Origin of the sequence: Hyunsoonleella aquatilis (genome assembly GCF_014270105.1) — a bacterium.
Lineage (GTDB): Bacteria > Bacteroidota > Bacteroidia > Flavobacteriales > Flavobacteriaceae > Jejuia > Jejuia aquatilis.
In genome coordinates this window covers 479886-497178 of the sequence record NZ_JACNMF010000004.1, presented here as the reverse complement: position 1 = coordinate 497178, position 17293 = coordinate 479886, and the positions used below count along the sequence as shown (strand labels likewise).

Genomic DNA, 17293 nt, shown 5'->3' with positions numbered 1-17293 from the left:
ACAGAATGGAACTATTTTTCGCTTGCTTTTATGGCGTATTGATAACCTTGATTTTTTTAGCACTAAGTTAGGTTAATAGTTAAGTCCCCAAAAGTTAAACCCTGTTTCAATTTGTGAAACAGGGTTTTTTCTGGGTCTATTTATTCGCGGTCTCAGGGTCGATTATTGAACTTACTGCTACAATATTATCAGCAGGAAATCCGCCTTTTTTTGCATGTGCTTTGATAAGACTTTCATTGCTGGCTTTGTAAACACAAAATACTTTGTCGTTAGTGACATAACTGTGCAACCATTTTATATCATTGCCAAGTTCGTCTAAAACATCACATGAGGTTTGAGAGATGCTTTGTAATTGCTCTGCGGTAAGTTGTCCGGCATCAGGAATATTTCTTTCAATAACAAAAAGTTGACCGTCATTTTTATTTAATTCTGCCTTTAATTGATTGGGAACAGAATTGGTCTTGTTGGAGCAATTGAAAAGCAGGAGGGAGCCAAATAGTGTAAATAACGTTAGAGTTTTCATAATAAAGAGTTTTAAATTAATAACTCAAAATTAGAATAGATGCTTAAATGGAAATTCTACTATTGGTTCAAAAAGCAGCAAATTTGACGCGCTTTTTTTGTGGTAACCATCAATTGCTGTATTGCTTTAAGAAAGTGGATGGTAAGAGCCCAAAATAATTTAAAAAGCATTTTGAAAAATAGGACGGCGTATTAAAACCTGTTTCAAAAGCTATTTGCGAAATGTTCCCTTTTCCATTATATAAAAGCTTCATGGCACGTTGAAGGCGTAATTGTTTAATGAAATTATTTGGGGAGTGCCCTGTAAGTTTTTTAATGTTCCTGTTAAGCTGTGACTTGCTGTACCCCATTTTGGTACTGAAATCACTTACGTTGAATGCCGAATTATTCCAGTGCTTTTCAACGAAATCCATAAGTTTAACTAAAAAAACTTCTTCCGTGTATTTTAAGGAACGTATAAGCGACTCGTCTATTTTGGCATGTTTGTGCTCCTTTTGATATTGTGTTTTTGCTTCAGCAGATATTGCTATATGACCTTGTACAACTTCACATAAATATGTAGAAAGTGCAATAGCATCTTCAAATAACTCTTTTTTCTCAATAACTGGTTCTCCGGTGCTTATACCGATATTTAGTTCTTTGTAGGAGCTATCAAAGTTTGGAGTGATGTATTTAATATTGTGTGTTATTTGTAGAGCACACATTACGGCGTCATCCACAGTTTTAAACGAAACGAGGTAACTATTGCTCTTGAGAAGCACTACTTTTCCATTGTATTTGCTGATGCATTTGCCAACACTGTTATGATAACGTTGATAAAAAAGGTCAAACTGATTATTGTCTAATCGATGAATAAAATTGCTGGATTCAATAACCATGATGGCCCTAAAGGCCGAATCTACAATTTCAGTGTTTGACTCTGGGTCATGAATCCGCCCCAAAAATGATTTAACCAATTTACTATCAACCTCAATAATTTCGTGGGGAATTAAACCGTGGGCATTATAATGTAACTCTGTTACAGCATCTTTGTTGGGGGCTTCAATCAAACAAAAAGCATTTTCACGATCTTCGTCCACCCAATATGTTAACGCTTTGCAACTATATTTATCTTGATGGATTAAATCTTGCGAATGCGCTTCAGCGGCGTCTTTTAAGGTAACTCCTGGTAGATCGTGCCTATCCATGTATATGGGCATAACATTTTGTATTTGTGGAACTTACTAAAATTAGGAAATATTTTTTAATAATTCGATAATACTGTTTAAAAGAGTTTATGGGCGTTTCATGTTCGAATTATGTATCTTTAAATTTTAAAATTGAAAGATGAAAAAGTTACTCATATTAATGCTGCCTTTGTTGTTTTGCTGTTGCAAAAGCGAGGTAAAAGCAAAGCCTATTACCATTACTTCTGAAGATGTGCAGAACATAGTCAGTTATTTGGCTTCCGATAGCTTAAAAGGAAGGGATACCGGTACAGAAGGTATAGATAAATCCGCAAGCTATATTGAAAATCAATTTAATCATTTGGGTGTTAAACCATATTTTGAAACCTATCGGGATAATTTTATGGTAGATAGTTTGGATGCTTTTAATGTGGTGGGGTATTTGGAAGGAACAGATGAAAAACTAAAAGATAAATTCATCATTCTTGGTGCTCATTACGACCATATTGGTTATAGCAAAAAGGTTGAGGGCGATTCCATAGCCAACGGCGCCAACGATAATGCAGCGGGAACAAGTGCCGTGATGGTGATGGCAAAATATTTTGCCAATAAAAAGAACAACAAACGGAGTATTATTTTCGCTTTATTTTCAGCAGAAGAAAAAGGACTATTGGGTTCAAAACATTTGGCAAAACGATTAAAAGAAGAAAACCTAAATCTTTATACCATGGTGAATTTTGAAATGGTAGGCGTGCCTTTTAAAGATAGGGATTATAAAGCTTTTTTGACCGGTTACGACATGTCGAATATGGCAAAACAAATTAATGATTACGCTGGATCAAATTTAATTGGGAAATCAGACGTGGCTGTTAAATATCAATTGTTCAAACGGTCTGATAATTATCCTTTTTATTTGGAGTTTAATGTGCCGTGTCAAACTATTTCTTCATGTGATATGTCTAATTTTGATTATTACCATCACGTGGATGATGAAGTCGATAAATTAGATTTCAATTTTATGGCAAACCTTATCAATAGAACGATTCCAGCCATTGAAAAAATGAGCAATACCCCAACACAGGAAATTAAACTTATCAATGAGTAAAAACATTATAATTACAGGAACAAGCAGGGGTATTGGCTTTGAGCTGGTACAATTGTTTGCCAAAGCAGGTCATGAGGTTTTGGCGCTTTCAAGGAATGAAAAGGCTGTTCAAAACTTAAATCTTGAAAATGTATCTTGTTTTTCTTTTGACTTGAATGATTCCGAAGCCTATCAGAATGTAAAAGACCTTATTAAAAAGAAATGGGATCAAGTGGATATCCTAATCAATAATGCTGGTGCGCTTCTGAATAAACCGTTTTCAGAAACAACAATTTCAGATTTTGAAAGGGTATATAGAACCAATGTTTACGGCGTTTCCGAACTGACGAGGACCGTTTTACCATTTATGAAAGATGGAAGTCATGTAGTAACTATAAGTTCTATGGGCGGGGTTCAAGGCAGTATGAAATTCCCCGGTTTGGCGGCTTACAGTTCCAGCAAAGCGGCTGTTATCACTTTAACAGAATTATTGGCCGAGGAATATAAAGATTTCGGTATTTCATTCAACGTTTTGGCTTTGGGTGCAGTGCAAACCGAAATGCTGGAGGAGGCTTTTCCTGGTTATCAAGCCCCAATCACAGCCCCAGAAATGGCGCAGTACATCTTCGATTTTTCGTTAAACGGAAATAAATACTACAACGGAAAACTGTTACAAGTTTCCAATTCTACACCTTAATTTATGGGCAAATACAAATGCATCATTTTTGATTGCGACGGGGTTTTAATCGATAGCGAATCCATCGCCATAGGTATTTTAGTGGATATGGCCAATGATTTGGGTGCCAATATGGAATTTGAAACTTCTTTGATTGATTTAAAGGGGAAATCGCTAAACTCCTGTATGGCGTTGATTTCTGAGCGTATTGAAAAACCGCTCCCCGTTAATTTTGAACCCGATTATCGTATCAATACCTTTGAAGCATTCCGGAAGGATATTAAACCCATTGAAGGGATTAAGGAAGTGGTTGAAAACCTAGAAATACCATTTTGTACCGCATCCAGCGGCCCCGCCAACAAAATACGCTTAAATCTGGAAATCACAGGTCTGTTGCCTTATTTCGATGGCAAGATATTTAGTTGCTACGACATCCAAAAATGGAAGCCAGAGCCCGATATTTTTTTATGGGCGGCAGAAACTATGGGTTTTCAGCCTGAGGAGTGCTTAGTGGTTGAGGACAGCGTTTCAGGGATAAAGGCAGCAAAAGCTGGAGGATTTGATGTGTTTGGCTATACCGAACATGACTATAAAAATGAACTTAAAGCCTTGGCTACACAAACTTTTGATAGTATGGATAGGTTTTTGGGGATGATTTAATTTATCAATCCATTCTTTTAATTTCTTAGAGGAAAGGATAGCGTTATGCCAACACCTCCATTGACCTGTTCTAAGGAAGGGTGTTCATAATAGGTTACAGCGAGTTCAACATTATGTTTGGGGCCTAAAGCTAACCCAAGCGAATAGGGGATATGAATGAAAACCCCGCTTTCGTCAATATTGGTTAAAGGTGTAAAGGTTTCAAAAGTTCCAATAGATGCACCAACCCCAATTTCAATAAAAGGAGCTACCCAAGGAATAGGTGCCACAACTCTTACTTTGCCACCAAACATGAAGGCTTTTGAAGATACTTTAAAATCGGCTAAATTGGGATTGTCCGAATCCGCAGGAGATGTAAATATAAACCCTGCATACGGGCGAACGCCAAACCATGTTTTTATGCCCATTACGTATTCAGCCTGGGCATAAAACCCTGATCCCGAAATATCAAAATCATCATAAGGAAAAGTGATACCTATCCCAATGGAGGCATTTATAAACCTGCCTTTTTGCGGTTGTGCATACGCAGAGGTTGCAACTATTAGACTAAGTGCGGATATGAAAAATATGGAGTAAAACTTGCGGTGCATAATTAAGAGTTTATAGGGTGCAATTTCTGTATTTTTTATGAATTATCCTGCTAAAAGAAAGCGTAATTCAGCTATTAAAAATGGCTAAAATTGGTTATTTTTGTACTAATGCAAACCGCTCTGGAAAGCAATATCCCCAATAAGGCCTTACCCGAAGTTGAAAAGCTTTTGGAACATGACAATCTTCTGGTCAAAATTAAGAATGAACGCAAAACTAAACACGGCGATTACAGGCCGTTACCAAATGGACAACACCAAATCACCATCAACTCAAACTTAAATCCGTACCGGTTTTTAATCACTTTAATCCATGAGATTGCCCATTTTGAGGCTTATCAAAAACATGGCAGATTTATTAAACCCCACGGTATGGAATGGAAACGTACCTTTCAGCGTTTAATGCTACCATTTTTGAATCCAGAAGTATTTCCAATGGAAGTATTGCCTCTTTTGGCTAAGCATTTTAAAAATCCAAGAGCCAGTAGCGATACCGATGTTAAGTTATCATTAGCATTGAAACAATTTGATGCGCCTAATGATAAAACCTATATTTTTGAAGTGCCTGAGGGTAGCACATTCAAATTATACAACGGCAAAGTATTTCAAATGGGCAAAAAACGCACAAAACGTTTTGAGTGCGTTGAGGTGAGAACGGGAAAAATATATTTATTTAACTCAAACGCAGAAGTAGAACTGATAAATTAGAATCATGAATAAAAATTATTACGCGATATTAATGGCCGGAGGTGTAGGGTCACGTTTTTGGCCTGTAAGCACCCGGGATTTCCCAAAACAATTTCACGATATGTTGGGGACTGGAGATACCTTGCTCCAAAAAACATTTTACAGGTTGGCAAGTTTTATCCCAAAGGAAAATATTCTGATATTGACCAATGAACGTTACAACGATCTGGTTTTGGAACAGCTACCCATATTAAACCCGGACCAAGTAGTGTTGGAACCAGCGATGCGCAATACGGCACCATGTATACTGTATGCTTCATTGAAAATCCAAAAGGAAAATCCGGATGCGGTAATGATAGTGGCACCGAGCGACCATTGGATTGAGGATGAGAAAGCCTTTGCCAAAAATGTAACACAGGCTTTTGAGTTCTGCTCGGAAAACGATGCGTTGATGACTTTAGGGATTCAACCAACTTTTCCAAACACAGGATATGGCTATATCGAATATGATAAATCGTCTTCAACAGAGATAAAACCTGTAAATCAATTTAGGGAAAAACCAGATTACAACACCGCCAAGGAATTTATTGCACAAGGTAATTTTCTCTGGAATGCTGGTATCTTCATGTGGAGCGTGAAGAGTGTGGTGAATGCATTTAAAAATAATCAGCCTAACTTATTTGAACTTTTTGAGGGTGGCATGGCCTCATATAATACCGATGCCGAAAAGAGCTTTATTTCTGAAAATTATCCAAAAGCGGAAAACGTTTCTGTGGATTATGCCATCATGGAAAAGTCCAAAAATGTATTTGTGATTGCCGCTGAATTTGATTGGAACGATCTCGGTACTTGGGGAAGCCTTTACGATAAATTGGATAAAAGTGAATCGGATAATGCATTAGTAAATGCCATGGTTTTGGCCGAAGAGGCCTCCGGAAATATGATTCGCACGGAAAAGAAAAAAATAGTGGTTGTAGACGGCATCAGCGACTACATTATTGTAGATAAGGAAGATGTGTTGCTTATTTATCCTAAAGCCAAGGAGCAGGATATTAAAAAAACACTGCAAAAAGTTAAGGACAAGTTTGGTGAGAAATATGGGTAATTCCTAACATTTTTTTAAGTCCGTTGTATTTTAAATTGTCTTATATTCGTGAGGTATGAGCCAATTTAAATACAATGGAAGAAAGTAAATTCAATTTTTCTGAGGAGCCAGAAGAAAAAAACAGCGAGCAAAAAGTAGAGGAATCCAAAGAGGAAGTTAGAAAAGGTGCCCAGGGATTATATGCCAGCACCAAAAAATTTCTGAATGAACTTTTAGATTTCAGGGAGGATACCGACAGGGATGCCACCATTCAGGCCATAAAAGGCGATATTTCCTTTAAAGGCGCCACGGCTTGGATTTTAATATGTTCAATTTTTGTGGCTTCCGTGGGACTCAACGCCAATTCTACTGCCGTTGTTATCGGTGCCATGTTAATTTCTCCTTTAATGGGACCTATTTTGGGAGTAGGGCTTTCAATTGCCATAAATGATATTGATACCTTACGCCGGTCGTTAACCAACTTGGCCATTATGATTGTGTTGAGTTTATTGACCGCATTTCTGTTCTTCAGATTTTTTCCGCTTAGCGAAGATACATCAGAACTTTTAGGCCGGGTAAAACCTGATATTCGGGATGTTTTAATTGCCTTTTTTGGAGGTTTGGCCCTTATTATTGCCCGAACTAAAAAGGGTACGATTGCCTCTGTGATTTTTGGTGTTGCCATTGCTACAGCCTTGATGCCTCCTTTGTGTACGGCGGGTTACGGACTTGCCAAGGCTAACTTTGCCTTTTTTTGGCAGGCCATGTATTTGTTCACTATAAATACCATTTTTATTGCCTTGGCCACCTTTTTGGTATTGAAGTTATTACGATTTCCCATGTTGCGATATGCCAATTCTAAAAAGCGGCGGATGATTTCTAGGGTGGCTACTATTTTGGCTATTGTGGTTATGATTCCGGCAGGTTTCACATTTATCGATGTGTATAAAGAAAGTAATTTTAAACGCGATGCGGCTAATTTTATTGATAAAGAATTGGATGCCCTACCACATGCTGAGTACATCAAAAATAATTCATCTTATAAATATGAAGCGGATGAGGACAGTAAGATTTTGTTGAATTCTTTCGGGTTGGATGAAATCCCTGAAACAACAATTGAGGTATTGCGCACCCGTTTGGCCAGTTACCCATCATTAGCGAGCAACACTCAGCTCATCGTTAACCAAAGTAAAAGTACTGGCCTAGACAATTTTAAATACATGAAGGAACTCCGGGCAAGGGATTCTTTGGATATTCTATCGCAAAGCGAGAAAATTGCCTTTTTGGAAAGCAAGGTGAAACAATTGGCCGTTTTAGAAAAAAACTATTTTGCATTTGATGAATTGACCAAGGAAATGAAGATAAATTATGATGCTATTGAAAGCATATCATATTCAAATGTTATCAGTTCCAATTTTTCAAAGATGGATACATTGTCGGTGTTTGAGGTAAAATGGGTAGACTCCTTGTCCAACAATGAATCGCGGGCAAAAGATAAATCAAAACTAGAAAATTGGCTGAAATTCAAATTAGATTTGGATACCCTTGTCGTTAAGCGGCTAAACTAGGATAAAATAGCCATTCCATATTTCATTTTGAGAAAAAGGTTTAATTTTAAGGCAACCAAAAACCCTATACCTTATTAAAAATCTAGTTTTAATTGTAGTTGTCATTTTAGTTTGGTTGACTACCAGTAGTTATTCAAACCCATCGCTTTCATCAAGAACATTCAATCTTTTTGTTTTTGAGGGCTCTGATTGGTGCGTTAATTGCCGAAGACTTGAAAAAAATATCCTGTCAGATACAACTTTTGTTTCATTTTTAGATGAAAAACAAATCACACTAACCAGAGTAGACTTTCCTCAAAGAACAAAACAGAATAGTCAAGTGAAAAAGAACAACGAACTATTGGCGGAACGCTATAATTTTGATGGTGTTTTCCCCACTTTGATTCTTTCGAGAAGCGATACCTTGTACTATCGAAAACTTTACTACAACAAAAAACAGGATAGTAAGGGGATGCAAGACCTTATTCTAACTCAACTTAAAGTCTTGAAATGAAAACTTTTGTCCACAAGGAAAAATTGATGGGTACGGCATTCAGTTTGGGCGTTGTGGCAGAAGATGAGCAAGAGGCAAAACATTGGCTCAAAAAGGGGGTTGATGAAATTAAGAGAATTGAGAATTTACTTTCTGAATACAAAACCACTTCGGTCACTTCAAATATTAATGCTTTTGCAGAAGAACGTAAGGTAGCCATTGATGAAGAAACCTTTTCACTTTTGGAGCGGAGCATAGCGATTTCAAAATTAACCAAGGGTGATTTTGATATTACTGTTGGTCCCTTAAAAAGACTGTTCAATTTTAAGAACACGGATTTTGAAATGCCATCTAAAAGTTTGATAAAAAAGACTTTGGATTCGATTGGATTTCAAAATATCATTTTGAATAAAGAAAAGCAAGAGGTAGCTTTTAAAGCAAAAGACATGAAAATCAGCTTTAATGCTATTGGAAAAGGTTATGCATCTGATAGGGTAAAAAAGCTATGGAAAGGGTACGGCGTTATCTCCGGATTTATAAATGCTAGCGGGGATTTAACTGCTTTTGGGCAAAAGCCTTATGGTTCCCATTGGAACATCGGTATTGCCAATCCAGATATGAAGAAAGAAGCTCTTTTGAATATTCCACTGGTCAATGCCTCGGTAGCAACATCAGGGGATTACGAACAGTATTTTTTATGGAGAGGGAAACGCTATTCTCATAATATCAACCCGCACACTGGGATGCCCTTGTCTGGCATTAAAAGTGTAACAGTCGTATCCCCAAGCGCTGAACTTTCGGATGCCTTGGCCACGGCGGTTTATGTTAAAGGGGTTGCCAAAGGATTAGAATTTATCAATCAATTACCTCAAACCTATTGTATCATAATAAATGACGACAACCAATTGTTTTTCTCTAAAAAAATGGCCTATGAAAATCCTGTGGCTTAGTCTTTTGTCAGCAATATTGCTGTCGTCCTGCAAAACGGTAAAACCTTATGAACGGCAATATGTAAGTGACCCCGAGATGCAAATGCAAAATGATGCGGGGAGAAATTTTAACCTTTATGTGCAATCGATTCGGGAGGGTGCGACTCCGGTCGGAAGTGCCAAAGGTAGCGGGGGCTGTGGCTGTAATTAAATCTGGGGGATGAACAAAAAACTTTTGATGGTCGGGAGTTTTGCTTTCATGCAATTGATGGCAAGGGCGCAGGCAAAAGAGAATGCACAGCAGGAGCGTTTGAACAAATCCGAGGTAGAGTTGGTATACAACCATTATCTTCAGGATGGGGATAATTCGGCAGTTACGGGTGGGGTTGGTACTGAGCGCTTAATTGTGTATGGTCCTTCATTCAGCATGAAAAAATCTTGGAAAACCAATGCCATTTCTTTTAATCTTGGGACGGACGTGATTTCCTCCGCTTCCACCGATAATATTGATATGATTATGTCTTCCGCATCGCGATTGGATGCTAGGACTTATGCCTTTACTTCTTTTGAAAAGAATCTGCCAGTTCACAACATGCTACTGTACGGCGGTATCGGTTTTTCTATAGAGAGCGATTATTTTTCCGTTGGAACCAAGATTGGATTGGTAAAAGAAGATAAAAAAACCTTGACTACTTATTCCGCCCAATTTCAAATGTTCAATGACGACTTGCGCTGGGGTAGATTGAATTCTAAAACGAATAATGGTCCCTCAAATTTGATATATCCCGAAGAATTGAGATTTCAAGAATGGTACGATGAAGTAAAAAGGAATTCTTTCAATTTAAGATTGGGGGTTTCAAGGCCAATTGATAAAAAGAATATTTTAGGGTTCTATCCTGAAATCACGTATCAGGAAGGCCTATTGGCAACGCCGTTTCATCGTATTTATTTTTCGGATGGCACTTTGGGGGTTGAGCAGTTGCCAGATGAGCGATGGAAAGGAGCCTTGGCAGTAAAATGGAACAGATTTCTTTTGGGGAATATCATTTTAAAAAATGTACTCAACGGGTATGCAGATAATTTTGGGATAGTTGCCGTATCATTTGAAAATGAAACTGTCATTAAACTAAAACCGGAATTTCAATTATTGCCCAACATTCGATTTTATACACAAAAGGGTTCTAAATATTTTGATGAGTTCATGCAACATGATGTCAATTCGGAATTCTATACCTCTGACTTTGACCTTTCAGAATTCCAAACCTACAACGCAGGACTAGGCATAAAATTGAACCCTCACAATAGTTTAAAGCGAAAGAGACTATTAAATGCTATGGTAATTCGGTACAACTTTATGTATCGTTCCAATGGATTAAAAGCACATATTTTTTCGTTTAGCTTGCAAACGGAGTCTTATCGAAATCCAAAAAAGTGAACGAGGAATTGAAGGTGTGATACCGATCGATTGGAATTAGTGATCAATACGAAAGCGCCATAAGTTTTTTGAATGAAAATTTACAAGGATTTTGACAATTTAATAAGCTTATTTTTAAAGTAAAATGGATTAAAATGCTAAAAAACATTCTTAATAAGACCTCTGAAATAAAAGCACACGAAATAAAAGCAACAGTATTATCTTTTCTGTTTGTTTTTCTTCTAATGTTGGCTTATTATATTTTGAGGCCCATTAGGGACGCCATGGCTAGCGACTGGTCTGATTCGGAGGTGAGTCAATTGTGGACACTAAATTTCTTTCTTAGCACGGGAGTTGTAGCACTATACGGAATTGCAGTTTCTAAAATAAACTTTAAGTTTTTGGTGCCAAGTGTTTATGTATTTTTTGCCATCACTTTTATTCTTTTTTATTCCTCGATGTCGGCTATAGACGATAGTAAATTCGTAGACAAGTGCTTTTATGTTTGGTTAAGTGTATTTGCCATGTTCCACCTTTCGGTATTCTGGAGCTTTATGTCTGATATTTTCAATAAGGATCAGGCAAGAAGGCTTTTTGCAACGATTGCGGCAGGTGCCAGTGCCGGAGCTTTGATTGGGCCTATGATTCCAACCTTGTTCGCTGGAATAGGAACGGACAATCTCATTTTGGTGGCCACATTGTTGCTTTTAATTCCGATCCCAATTATACTAACTTTAACCAGGCTGAAAGCTAGTGAATTAATGAATGAAGATGAAGCAACAGATAAAAGTAAGTACAAAATTGGCGGAAACCCGTTTGCTGGGTTTAAATATTTTGTAACTAATCCTTATCTCTTAGCCATTGGAATATTTATTTTGCTTTACACTATGATAAGTACGTTTGTGTACTTTGAGCAGAAAAATTTATTGGCCGAATATGATAGGTCTGCCAGAACCCAGATTTTGGGCAGTATAGATTGGATTGTTAATGTTTTGACCTTTGGGGTCGCATTCTTTGCAACGTCCAGAATTGTCAAAAAAATAGGAATGGGTTTTACGCTTGCACTTATGCCGATAATAGTATGTGCCGGAGTTTTGGTTTTGGCATTTGCCCCAATTATAGTGGTGCTTTTGGCGCTTCAAGTAGCACGTAGGGCAGGAAACTATGCAGTAACCAAACCAGCGCGTGAAATGCTATTTACCGAAGTGGACAAGGAAACGAGATTTAAGGCAAAACCAGTGATCGATGTTGTGGTCTATCGAGGTGGAGATATGGCAACGGCATGGATTTTTACAGGGTTAACTGAAGGATTGGGGCTTGGATTTACCGCAGTAGGTTTAATTGGAGCTGGTATTGCGGCATTATGGGCTGGAGTTGGCCTTTGGATGGGTAAATTATATAACCGACAAAAGAACTTGGATTAATCTTTGATTGATAATAATCACAAATATTTCTTTTTGAAAATTTGAATAATAAAGACAATAGAAGATTGTATTGTCACGAGTTGCGAAAATCTTTAGTGAGGGGTATTAAATGCTAAAGATTTTCATCTATATACATTTTGCGTACTTTTTTAAATAAGTTTGAGGAGTATACAAAATCCGTAACCGCTTGGTTGTCTGTTTTGAAAATAGTGTCTTTAGAGCCCTCCCACTCTTTAATGCCATGTTTCAGGAATACAATTTTTTCGCCAATTTCCATAACGGAGTTCATATCATGAGAATTGATTACCGTAATTATCTGATATTCATCCGTAATTTCTTGAATTAAATTATCGATCACAATAGCCGTCTTTGGGTCAAGGCCCGAGTTGGGTTCATCACAGAATAAATACTTCGGATTGTTAACTATTGCGCGTGCAATTGCAACACGTTTTTGCATGCCTCCAGAGGCTTCGCTGGGCATCTTTTGGTGGGCATCAGGAAGGTTGACCCGTTTCAGGACAACATCAGCCCGATCTTCCATTTCGCTTTTGTTCATTTTTGTAAACATCCGTAAAGGAAACATCACATTTTCAGCAATGGTCATTGAATCGAATAGGGCGCTACCCTGGAATACCATGCCAATGTCGGCCCGCAAATCCCGCTTTTCGCCTTCGGATAAGTTAGAAAAAACTTTCCCGTCATATGAAATTGAGCCAGATTCATAAGTGAAAAGCCCCAAAAGGCATTTTAAAAACACCGTTTTGCCAGAACCACTTTGTCCAATAATCAAATTGGTTTTGCCTTTTTCAAAAGTAGTACTGATGCCCTTTAAAATATGGGCATCGCCAAATGACTTATGTAAATCTGTAACCTCAATCATTAGCCTAATAGCATTCCGGTAATAATATAATTTATCAAAATAATAACCACACTGGTCCATACAAAGGACGTGGTGCTTGCTTTCCCGACTTCCAAAGCTCCACCTTTCATATAATAGCCATAAAATGAAGGGATTGTGGCCAATACAAAAGCAAAAATAAAGGTTTTTATAAATGCATAAGTTACATGAAAAGTATCAAAATCGGTTTGAATCCCAGTGATATAGTCGGTAAGTGTAGAGTAGCCCCCAAAAACGCAGGCGGCCATCCCGCCCAAAATGCCCAAAAACATACCTACAGCAATTGCAAATGGATAAAGCATCAGCGCAACAGTTTTAGGAAATACCAAATAATTTAATGAGTTGATTCCCATCACTTCTAGGGCGTCTATTTGTTCGGTAACTCGCATAGTGCCAATACTCGAGGTTATAAAGGAGCCTACTTTACCGGCCATAATAATGGAGGTGAAAGTAGGGGCAAATTCCAAAATCACCGATTGTCTAGTAGCAAAACCTACCAAATATTTAGGGATTAAGGGGTTGTCAATATTTAACGCCGTTTGAATAGTAATTACACCACCCACAAAAAAGGAAATAAATGCGATAATCCCCAGCGAACCAATGATAAGGTCTTCAATATCCTTCAAGATCAATTGTCGCATTACCGACCATTTTGTCGGTTTGCGGAACATCTCAGCAATCATCAAAAAATATGCGCCTATATTGTGCAGGTAAGTCATTCGTCCGATTATTGGTGCTAAAGTATAAAAAACTTAGAGACTGTTTAAAACAATGATGCCCTAAATATGTTATTTTTGAATTCAAAATATCTACTTAAAAAATGAAACGTTTATTTTCAGTTTTAGTACTTTTTTTATGGGGATTTCTCGTTGTGGCACAAGAAGAAAGGCCTAAGTTGGTGGTTGGAATTGTGGTTGACCAAATGCGCTATGATTACCTCACTCGGTTTTATGATAGATATGGAGAAGGTGGTTTTAAGCGGTTGATGAGAGAAGGGTATAATTGCAAGAACAATCATTTTAATTATATACCGACTTATACAGGGCCGGGACATGCTTCCGTATTCACAGGGACTACGCCTAAAAATCATGGTATTATTGCCAATGATTTTTATGATAAGGAACTAAAAAAAATGGTGTACTGCGCAAAAGATGATTCTGTTTTGGCGGTTGGTAGTACTTCGGAAAAAGAGCGCATGTCTCCCCACAGAATGAAAACGACGACTTTTACGGATGAAAACCGATTATTCACTCAAATGCGTGGTAAAACCATAGGCATTTCTATAAAAGACCGAGGGGCTGTATTTCCAGCGGGTCATACTGCGACTGCTGCGTATTGGTTCAGAGGAAAAAATGAAGGTAAGTTCATTTCGAGTACTTATTACATGAAAGAACTGCCAAAATGGGTGAAAAAATTTAATAGTTCTGAAGCGGTTGAATCTTATCTTAAGGAGTGGAATACTTTATATGACATTACGACTTACACCGAAAGTGGAGCTGATTCTAATGCGTTTGAAGGTGGATTTAGTGGAAAGGATGAACCAACATTCCCATATGATTTAAAAGCGTTAATGGATAAAAATATGGGATATGATATTTTAAAGGAGACCGCCTTTGGAAATAGCATACTTGCCGATTTTGCCATCGAAGCCCTAAAGGCAGAAAATTTAGGAAAAGATAACGATACAGATGTTTTAACGGTAAGCTTTTCGAGTACGGATTATGTGGGGCATCGATTTGGAGTGAATTCAAAAGAAATTCAAGATACTTATTTGAGATTGGATAAGGATTTGGAGCGTTTTCTGAAAGCCCTTGATGAGGAGGTTGGTATTGGGAATTATACCTTGTTTTTGACATCCGATCACGGTGCCGTTCATGTGCCAAATTATTTGAAATCCGAAAAAATACCGGCGGGATATGTGAGATATGCAGATTTAAGAAAGCAGTTGAAGACTTTTCTTCAAGGTAAGTTTCAAGCTGATGATTTAATTGAAAATATGAGCAACAATCAGATATTCCTAAATAGGAGTAAAATAAAAACTTTAGGCTTGGATTTAGTAGATATCCAGGAGGCCATAGTAAATGAAATTATTGGCTACGATGAAGTGTATAAAGTGTATTCTGCGACCACAATGAGCACTACATCTTTTTCCGATGGGGTAGAGGTAGAAGCATCTTTACAAAATGGATACAATCAAAAGCGCTCTGGCGATGTTTTGATTGTTCCGAACCCTAGTCATATTTATTTTAGAAAAACAGGGACTTCGCACGGTTCAGGATTTAATTATGACACCCATGTACCCCTCTTGTTTTTTGGAAAAGGTATAAAGCATGGAGAGACCCTTCAAAAAACCGTAATACCGGATATAGCACCAACAATATCAGCACTCTTGGGCATCGCATTTCCAAATGGAGCTACAGGTCAACCATTGGAATTTGTTTTTGAATAATGAAAAAGAGAACACTTTTCACTTTAGTAGCTTTGCTGATAATTCTGGGTATTTACGCTTTCGAATATGTTCTGGCTGAAGAAGAGAAAAAAGAAATTGTCAGCCAGGGTGAAAAAACTAAAACTGATACGAATACATTCTTCTTGCCCTCAAGTACTACCGGGCAAATTGTGCATCATGAAACCTATTCATTGTCTTATAGCGAAGCCCATGAACAGGCGGAATGGGTGGCTTATGAATTGAAGAAATCTCATCTTTCAAATACAAATCATAAACGTCCGTATTTCGAAATTGATAAGGCAGTAAAAACAGGAGCGGCCAGTTGGAGAAACTATAAAAATTCTGGATTTGATAAGGGGCATTTGTGTCCGGCAGGAGATAGGAGATTTAGCAAATCAGCCCATGATGAAACATTTTTAACCAGTAATATTAGTCCGCAGGAACATCAATTTAATTCTGGTGTTTGGAACAGGTTGGAACAAAAAGTACGCTATTGGTCCTCAAAATATGACGGCGTCTTTGTGGTAACGGGAGGCGTTTTGAATGGGGATTTAAAAACTATTGGGAACGAAGATGTTTCTGTTCCCGACTATTTTTATAAAGTGCTTTTGGATTTTAATAGCGGCAAACCAAAAATGATTGGCTTTTTAATCCCCCACAAGGATTCTAATATGCCATTGTATGAATTTGTAGAGTCCGTAGATAATATTGAAACACTCACTGGAATAGACTTTTTCCCGGAACTAGGAGATGAAATTGAGACTAAACTTGAGGCTTCTAGTAGTTATAAAGGGTGGGGATTTTAGTCGGAGAGGAAGGAGCTATTTTAATTTTCCGATCATGCCTTTCCAACGCAAATTTCTAATGAATTTGCCTTCGTCCTCAGACACCAAAAAACCCATATTTTCTTTTTTCGCCTTAAAATAGCCGGCCATGTAATCTTTGAATAACGACAATTTTCCTTTTTTATAAGCCAATTTTAAAGCTGAAATTAAGGTAATAATTAGGCCATAGCGCATTTTGTACATCGCTTCACCCTGCAAGTGCTTTGAAGCTTTATTGTAGTTGATTCCTGTCGGTTTCAGGTGTTTCACTTGCAAGGATGGGTCGGTTAAAATGGTCCAGCCATAGTATTTTGCCAATAATTCATCAACTGTATCCCAACCCATTGAGGGTTTTAATTTGCCAATTTGATGAAAGCAATCTTTTCTATAGGCCTTTAAAGCGCCACGAATATGGTCTTTTCTTGTTAGATTTTCCAATAACCATTCACCCTCCCTTTCAATATAGCAAAAACCCGAAGCCATTCCTAGTTGGGGGCTTGTGTTAAAATGCTCGGCCAATTTCTGGAGGTAGTTTTCAGGAAACACCAAATCAGCATCAAACTTGCAGATAATATCGTATTCAATATTCAGGTTTTCGTAACCCTTGTAAAAAGCATTAATAATTTTTGAGCCTGGCAAGTGTTCGTCTGAAGATTTGATGTTTACTAATGAAATGAACCTGTGTTTTTCGGCATAACCGTCAACTACCGATTGCGTCTCGTCAGTTGAATTGTCGTTTACTACAATAATCTCTTTGGGTTGTAACGTCTGATTAACCAATGAATAAAGTGTGAGACCAATAGAATCAGCTTCGTTGTGGGCAGGTATGACGATAGAGAAGTTCATGAA

Annotated in this window: 19 protein-coding genes and 1 pseudogene; 14 read left to right on the top strand and 6 right to left on the bottom strand. The window is 37.7% G+C overall.

The genetic code is table 11. The annotated features are described in order from the left end of the window. Positions 1-136: 136 nt before the first annotated feature. Entirely contained in the window at positions 137-523 is a 387-nt protein-coding gene (locus H7U19_RS13805; RefSeq protein WP_186563343.1) for a DUF4242 domain-containing protein, read from the bottom strand. Between the two features lie 109 nt (positions 524-632). Beyond that, a complete protein-coding gene (locus H7U19_RS13800) occupies positions 633-1721 on the bottom strand; it encodes a nickel-binding protein (RefSeq protein ID WP_186563341.1) in 1089 nt (362 codons plus the stop codon). 127 nt (positions 1722-1848) lie between these two features. Here H7U19_RS13800 and H7U19_RS13795 point away from each other — a divergent pair, with 127 nt between their 5' ends. The 3 genes from H7U19_RS13795 to H7U19_RS13785 are packed head-to-tail and all read left to right on the top strand — an operon-like array spanning position 1849 to position 4108. Continuing rightward, the gene (locus H7U19_RS13795) at positions 1849-2793 is read left to right on the top strand and encodes a M28 family metallopeptidase (RefSeq protein WP_186563339.1); all 945 of its coding nucleotides are present in this window, start codon (positions 1849-1851) and stop codon (positions 2791-2793) included. Next, complete coding sequence (locus tag H7U19_RS13790) at positions 2786-3469, top strand: SDR family NAD(P)-dependent oxidoreductase (protein WP_186563337.1); 684 nt, start codon at positions 2786-2788, stop codon at positions 3467-3469. Before H7U19_RS13795 ends, H7U19_RS13790 begins: the two co-directional genes overlap by 8 nt. Before the next feature lie 3 nt (positions 3470-3472). After that, positions 3473-4108, top strand: a complete 636-nt coding sequence (locus tag H7U19_RS13785; RefSeq protein ID WP_186563335.1) for an HAD family hydrolase — start codon at positions 3473-3475, stop codon at positions 4106-4108. 17 nt (positions 4109-4125) lie between these two features. Here H7U19_RS13785 and H7U19_RS13780 read toward each other — a convergent pair whose 3' ends face one another. After that, positions 4126-4698: a hypothetical protein gene (locus tag H7U19_RS13780; protein ID WP_222597439.1), complete on the bottom strand. Its 573-nt coding sequence runs from the start codon at positions 4696-4698 to the stop codon at positions 4126-4128. Positions 4699-4806: 108 nt separating this feature from the next. Between H7U19_RS13780 and H7U19_RS13775 the strand changes: the two genes are divergently transcribed. The 9 genes and pseudogenes from H7U19_RS13775 (at position 4807) to H7U19_RS13740 (ending at position 12273) form a co-directional block, all read left to right on the top strand. Then, positions 4807-5403 (top strand): SprT-like domain-containing protein, encoded by a 597-nt coding sequence (locus H7U19_RS13775; protein ID WP_186563433.1) that lies wholly within the window; start codon positions 4807-4809, stop codon positions 5401-5403. Positions 5404-5407: 4 nt separating this feature from the next. After that, positions 5408-6487, top strand: coding sequence for a mannose-1-phosphate guanylyltransferase (locus tag H7U19_RS13770; protein ID WP_186563333.1), 1080 nt, complete (start codon positions 5408-5410; stop codon positions 6485-6487). Between the two features lie 74 nt (positions 6488-6561). After that, a complete protein-coding gene (locus H7U19_RS13765) occupies positions 6562-8034 on the top strand; it encodes a DUF389 domain-containing protein (RefSeq protein WP_186563331.1) in 1473 nt (490 codons plus the stop codon). A 115-nt stretch (positions 8035-8149) separates the two neighbouring features. After that, a pseudogene (locus H7U19_RS17075) lies at positions 8150-8344 on the top strand (thioredoxin family protein); the annotation flags it as partial. Positions 8345-8353: 9 nt separating this feature from the next. After that, entirely contained in the window at positions 8354-8527 is a 174-nt protein-coding gene (locus tag H7U19_RS16930; protein ID WP_246454809.1) for a hypothetical protein, read from the top strand. After that, a complete protein-coding gene (locus H7U19_RS13755; protein WP_186563327.1) occupies positions 8524-9456 on the top strand; it encodes an FAD:protein FMN transferase in 933 nt (310 codons plus the stop codon). Before H7U19_RS16930 ends, H7U19_RS13755 begins: the two co-directional genes overlap by 4 nt. Further along, positions 9437-9646: a DUF4266 domain-containing protein gene (locus H7U19_RS13750; protein ID WP_186563325.1), complete on the top strand. Its 210-nt coding sequence runs from the start codon at positions 9437-9439 to the stop codon at positions 9644-9646. The genes H7U19_RS13755 and H7U19_RS13750 overlap by 20 nt, the downstream gene beginning before the upstream one ends. 9 nt (positions 9647-9655) lie before the next feature. After that, complete coding sequence (locus H7U19_RS13745; protein WP_186563323.1) at positions 9656-10870, top strand: DUF3570 domain-containing protein; 1215 nt, start codon at positions 9656-9658, stop codon at positions 10868-10870. A 134-nt stretch (positions 10871-11004) separates the two neighbouring features. Further along, positions 11005-12273, top strand: a complete 1269-nt coding sequence (locus tag H7U19_RS13740) for an NTP/NDP exchange transporter (RefSeq protein WP_186563321.1) — start codon at positions 11005-11007, stop codon at positions 12271-12273. A 112-nt stretch (positions 12274-12385) separates the two neighbouring features. Here H7U19_RS13740 and H7U19_RS13735 read toward each other — a convergent pair whose 3' ends face one another. Together H7U19_RS13735 and H7U19_RS13730 are read right to left on the bottom strand one after the other, a co-directional pair. Beyond that, positions 12386-13153: an ABC transporter ATP-binding protein gene (locus H7U19_RS13735; protein ID WP_186563319.1), complete on the bottom strand. Its 768-nt coding sequence runs from the start codon at positions 13151-13153 to the stop codon at positions 12386-12388. Further along, positions 13153-13890 carry an MlaE family ABC transporter permease gene (locus tag H7U19_RS13730; protein WP_186563317.1) on the bottom strand — a complete coding sequence of 246 codons (738 nt, stop codon included), beginning with the start codon at positions 13888-13890 and terminating at the stop codon, positions 13153-13155. The genes H7U19_RS13735 and H7U19_RS13730 overlap by 1 nt, the downstream gene beginning before the upstream one ends. Positions 13891-13991: 101 nt before the next feature. On the opposite strand from H7U19_RS13730, the gene pafA reads away from it, so the two are divergent. Both pafA and H7U19_RS13720 read left to right on the top strand, forming a co-directional pair. Next, positions 13992-15620 carry an alkaline phosphatase PafA gene (gene pafA / locus H7U19_RS13725; protein WP_186563315.1) on the top strand — a complete coding sequence of 543 codons (1629 nt, stop codon included), beginning with the start codon at positions 13992-13994 and terminating at the stop codon, positions 15618-15620. Further along, on the top strand, positions 15620-16426 hold the full coding sequence (locus H7U19_RS13720) for a DNA/RNA non-specific endonuclease (RefSeq protein WP_186563313.1): 807 nt from the start codon (positions 15620-15622) through the stop codon (positions 16424-16426). Before pafA ends, H7U19_RS13720 begins: the two co-directional genes overlap by 1 nt. 15 nt (positions 16427-16441) lie before the next feature. Here H7U19_RS13720 and H7U19_RS13715 read toward each other — a convergent pair whose 3' ends face one another. Continuing rightward, entirely contained in the window at positions 16442-17290 is an 849-nt protein-coding gene (locus H7U19_RS13715) for a glycosyltransferase family 2 protein (RefSeq protein ID WP_186563311.1), read from the bottom strand. Positions 17291-17293: the final 3 nt, after the last annotated feature.

Bases quoted from the DNA above. Each gene is read 5' to 3' on its own strand.
- H7U19_RS13785 (WP_186563335.1), top strand. From the start codon at position 3,473: ATGGGCAAATACAAATGCATCATTTTTGATTGCGACGGGGTTTTAATC.
- H7U19_RS13730 (WP_186563317.1), bottom strand. From the start codon at position 13,890: ATGACTTACCTGCACAATATAGGCGCATATTTTTTGATGATTGCTGAG.
- H7U19_RS13715 (WP_186563311.1), bottom strand. From the start codon at position 17,290: ATGAACTTCTCTATCGTCATACCTGCCCACAACGAAGCTGATTCTATT.
- H7U19_RS13740 (WP_186563321.1), top strand. From the start codon at position 11,005: ATGCTAAAAAACATTCTTAATAAGACCTCTGAAATAAAAGCACACGAA.
- H7U19_RS13755 (WP_186563327.1), top strand. From the start codon at position 8,524: ATGAAAACTTTTGTCCACAAGGAAAAATTGATGGGTACGGCATTCAGT.
- H7U19_RS13775 (WP_186563433.1), top strand. From the start codon at position 4,807: ATGCAAACCGCTCTGGAAAGCAATATCCCCAATAAGGCCTTACCCGAA.
- H7U19_RS13765 (WP_186563331.1), top strand. From the start codon at position 6,562: ATGGAAGAAAGTAAATTCAATTTTTCTGAGGAGCCAGAAGAAAAAAAC.
- H7U19_RS13750 (WP_186563325.1), top strand. From the start codon at position 9,437: ATGAAAATCCTGTGGCTTAGTCTTTTGTCAGCAATATTGCTGTCGTCC.
- H7U19_RS13780 (WP_222597439.1), bottom strand. From the start codon at position 4,698: ATGCACCGCAAGTTTTACTCCATATTTTTCATATCCGCACTTAGTCTA.
- pafA (WP_186563315.1), top strand. From the start codon at position 13,992: ATGAAACGTTTATTTTCAGTTTTAGTACTTTTTTTATGGGGATTTCTC.
- H7U19_RS13720 (WP_186563313.1), top strand. From the start codon at position 15,620: ATGAAAAAGAGAACACTTTTCACTTTAGTAGCTTTGCTGATAATTCTG.
- H7U19_RS13790 (WP_186563337.1), top strand. From the start codon at position 2,786: ATGAGTAAAAACATTATAATTACAGGAACAAGCAGGGGTATTGGCTTT.
- H7U19_RS13800 (WP_186563341.1), bottom strand. From the start codon at position 1,721: ATGCCCATATACATGGATAGGCACGATCTACCAGGAGTTACCTTAAAA.
- H7U19_RS13805 (WP_186563343.1), bottom strand. From the start codon at position 523: ATGAAAACTCTAACGTTATTTACACTATTTGGCTCCCTCCTGCTTTTC.
- H7U19_RS13770 (WP_186563333.1), top strand. From the start codon at position 5,408: ATGAATAAAAATTATTACGCGATATTAATGGCCGGAGGTGTAGGGTCA.
- H7U19_RS13745 (WP_186563323.1), top strand. From the start codon at position 9,656: ATGAACAAAAAACTTTTGATGGTCGGGAGTTTTGCTTTCATGCAATTG.
- H7U19_RS13795 (WP_186563339.1), top strand. From the start codon at position 1,849: ATGAAAAAGTTACTCATATTAATGCTGCCTTTGTTGTTTTGCTGTTGC.
- H7U19_RS13735 (WP_186563319.1), bottom strand. From the start codon at position 13,153: ATGATTGAGGTTACAGATTTACATAAGTCATTTGGCGATGCCCATATT.